The following is a 3,104-nucleotide window of genomic DNA, read 5'->3' on the forward strand; positions in this document are numbered from 1 at the left end:
GCTTTTTTGTTTTACTCATGTAGCTGCATATGCCATTGTTACTTTACATTATCATTTTCTTTATTTATTAAAGTTTTTCAGCCAAACCAATAAATCTGCATTTTCTCGCCATTTCGGTTCTTCAGAAGGTGAAACGTCAATATAAGCCTTTTCTATTGCTTCTCTCTTTTGTTTAGAGTCAGCTTTGGCATAAATCTCTGTAGTCTGTACTGAACTGTGACCAAGAATATCTCTTATATACACAAGATTTACCCCAGCCTGGAGTAAATGCATCGCCTTCGAGTGTCTAAGGCAGTGGCAGGTAAATACTTCTGGAACTAACGTCATATCTTCTTTTCTTGCTAATTCTTTGTATTTCGCCAATACATAGTTCACCCCTGCTCTTGTTAGTTTCTCTTTTCGCTTATTGAAAAACAAAGGATATAAATTTGCGGAACTTCTCAATAGATCTTGTTCTTCCATATATGCCTTCAGTATTTGTACAGTAGGCTCCATTATAGGTACAATTCTGGCTTTGTTCCCTTTGCCTATCAATTTTATTGTATACGGTTTCTCGAACCGAACCATCGATGGTGTTAAATCAATTATTTCCTGTACTCTTGCTCCGGTTTCATATATTGTTGTTAATAAAGCTAAATCACGACGTCCAGCTTGAGTATTTAAATTTGGCATCTCCAACAATAACTTTATCCCATCAAGGGTTAAATAGTTAATTGTGTTCTTCTCTGCTTTTTTGACTGGAATAGATAGGATTTTCTGCCATTCCTTTATATTGTCTGGATGTTCATATTGAAGATATTTGAAAAAAGAGTGAAGTGCTGCTAATCGTACATTCCTTGTAGACGTACTGCACTGTCGTACTTTTTCTGTCCAATCCAAATACTCAACTACTATACTTTTCGTTATCATATTCAGTGTCAAACTGTCTGCTGTAATCTTTTTTTCCTTGTTTAAAAAGCGGAGAAAGAGTACATATGTGTCTCTATAAGATTCTATAGTGTTTTTACTTGCACCAGCTTCCCCAGGTAAGTATTTCGTAAGAAACCCAGTTAGATAATATGAGAAATCAGTCGGTTTCATTCTGTTTCACCTCCGGAAACAAGTAGGAGCTGATTTTGTTTACATCATGAATTAATTCAGGATACATATCTGAGGTTAATCTGACATATTTATCCGTTGCTTCTAATGACTGATGTCCCAAATATTTAGAAAGTATAGGGAGCGTATAATATAGATCCATTCCTTTTCGAGACATCTCCGCCAACGAATGTACACTGAAAGAATGCCTTAGATCGTGTACTCTCGGACCCATGCCCTTTCCGCCGTGAGAAATACCTGCTTTCCATAGAATTTTACGAAACCATTTATAAACTGTATCCGAAGCGTACTTGTTACCATTTTTCTGTATAAAAAAGTAACCTTCGGATTCGTTTGAAAGTAAAAGATTTTTATATTGACTACAAATGGTTATTAAAGAATCTGAGAGAGGAAGTATTCGGTCACCACCATTTTTGGTTTCTCGAACAATTATATATCCCTGTTCTAGATTTACATCCTTATTTTTAAGCGACATTGCTTCATTTATTCTTAATCCGCAACCGTAAATTATACGAAAAACTACTGGAAGAATATATTTCATATTCGATTTATCATGAACCTTAATAGTGTCACAAGCGGAAAAGAATGAAGCTAACTCTTCTTTAGAAAAAATATATGGCGTGAAAGTAGATTTATAGTTTTTAGGCAGCCTTGGAATGTAAGATTGGTATCCAAGTTGGTTCAAATAGATGCAAAAGTTGGCAATGTCATTAACTCTTTTGTATCGGGTAACGTCAGATTCATTTGGGCGTTTCTCTTTCCACTTTTCTGCCAATTCTTTAGTCAAACCAACCGAAGTCGCACCATTTTCTATAGTGAAGTTATCAAATGTTCTGAAATTAGAAGGACTACTTAGGGCATAGCCTATATTTCTTTTGTAGGCTAAATATTGTTCAATCAAACAAGCATTAATTCCGGACAATTTCATTGTAGTTCCCCCCCCTTATAATGAAGGGATTGAATGATTGGTACATCCAGTGCACACTGACGGAGAGAATCTAAATCAATGCTGAGATATGTTTTTGTACTCTCACTATTGGTATGGCCAAGTACCTCTGAAATTACCGGAAGCGGTGTCTTCTGTTCCAAAAGAATACCTGCAAGACTGTGCCGTAAGGCATGCGGACCATGCTTTTTTTGATCAACATTGTTGATGCCGGCACGTTTTAAATAGAAGGAAACAATACTATGAAGCGTGGGTTCTTCAAGTCTATCATATGGTTGTTGTGCACGTAAAAACACATAAGGGAGATCTGATACTGGTCTTCCGTATTTCAAGTAATCAATAATCGCATTTCCCAATTCAACTAAAAGGGGGAGCTCTATTTTTTCCTTGGTTTTCTTTTGAATAAATTGTATGGTATTGGTTTCCCAATGTATATGTTCAAACTTTAGTCCGCAAATATCTGAAGCCCTTAACCCAAGTCTGGCTGCCAATAGTATCATAGCGACATCCCTTTTTCCTTTCGGACTAGACCGATCGACAGACATTAATAGACGTTCAATTTCCTCTTTCGTATAGGTAGTAGGAATCCGGACATCTTTTTTATAACTGCTTTTAGGTACAAGATATGTTAAATCATAATCTAAATGTTGTCTATCAAATAAATACCTTAAAAAATTTCGTAATGAACTGAGTGTACAGTGAATAGTTGATTTAGAAAAAATACCGAGTCCATTGATGAAACCAAGTATATGTTTATTATTTATATCCAAGATCCTTGAAACATTGTTCGAATTCAAATAGCACAAAAATCGATGAAGATACAATTTATTGGAAGCCAGAGTGTCTTCCGATAACCCTTGGGATTTTCTGAATTCAAAAAATGACTTCATTACTATCCCAATCTCACCTTCGAAATTGTAGGTTTTCTTCACAGACCTAAATCTTATAACCCCGGTAGTTTGATATTCAATAAGGACATTCGTACTTCGAATTATATCCTTTTCCTTACGACTAAGATCCGAATAGTTTCTTTCATCCAGAGTCTTGGTAATAAATGCAT

General features: G+C 35.6%; 3 protein-coding genes. All 3 read right to left on the reverse strand.

What is annotated here, in order from left to right; genetic code table 11:
* Positions 1–60 precede the first annotated feature (60 nt).
* From WKU33_RS18675 to WKU33_RS18685, 3 genes are read right to left on the reverse strand one after another with little or no spacing between them, the layout of a single operon-like run.
* Entirely contained in the window at positions 61–1,080 is a 1,020-nt protein-coding gene (locus tag WKU33_RS18675; protein ID WP_340456085.1) for a site-specific integrase, read from the reverse strand.
* Entirely contained in the window at positions 1,067–2,026 is a 960-nt protein-coding gene (locus WKU33_RS18680) for a tyrosine-type recombinase/integrase (RefSeq protein ID WP_340456086.1), read from the reverse strand. The genes WKU33_RS18675 and WKU33_RS18680 overlap by 14 nt, the downstream gene beginning before the upstream one ends.
* Positions 2,023–2,934 carry a site-specific integrase gene (locus WKU33_RS18685; protein ID WP_340456088.1) on the reverse strand — a complete coding sequence of 304 codons (912 nt, stop codon included), beginning with the start codon at positions 2,932–2,934 and terminating at the stop codon, positions 2,023–2,025. The genes WKU33_RS18680 and WKU33_RS18685 overlap by 4 nt, the downstream gene beginning before the upstream one ends.
* Positions 2,935–3,104: the final 170 nt, after the last annotated feature.

Source organism: Oceanobacillus sp. HCA-5259 (assembly GCF_037892815.1).
Classification (GTDB): domain Bacteria; phylum Bacillota; class Bacilli; order Bacillales; family Amphibacillaceae; genus Oceanobacillus; species Oceanobacillus indicireducens.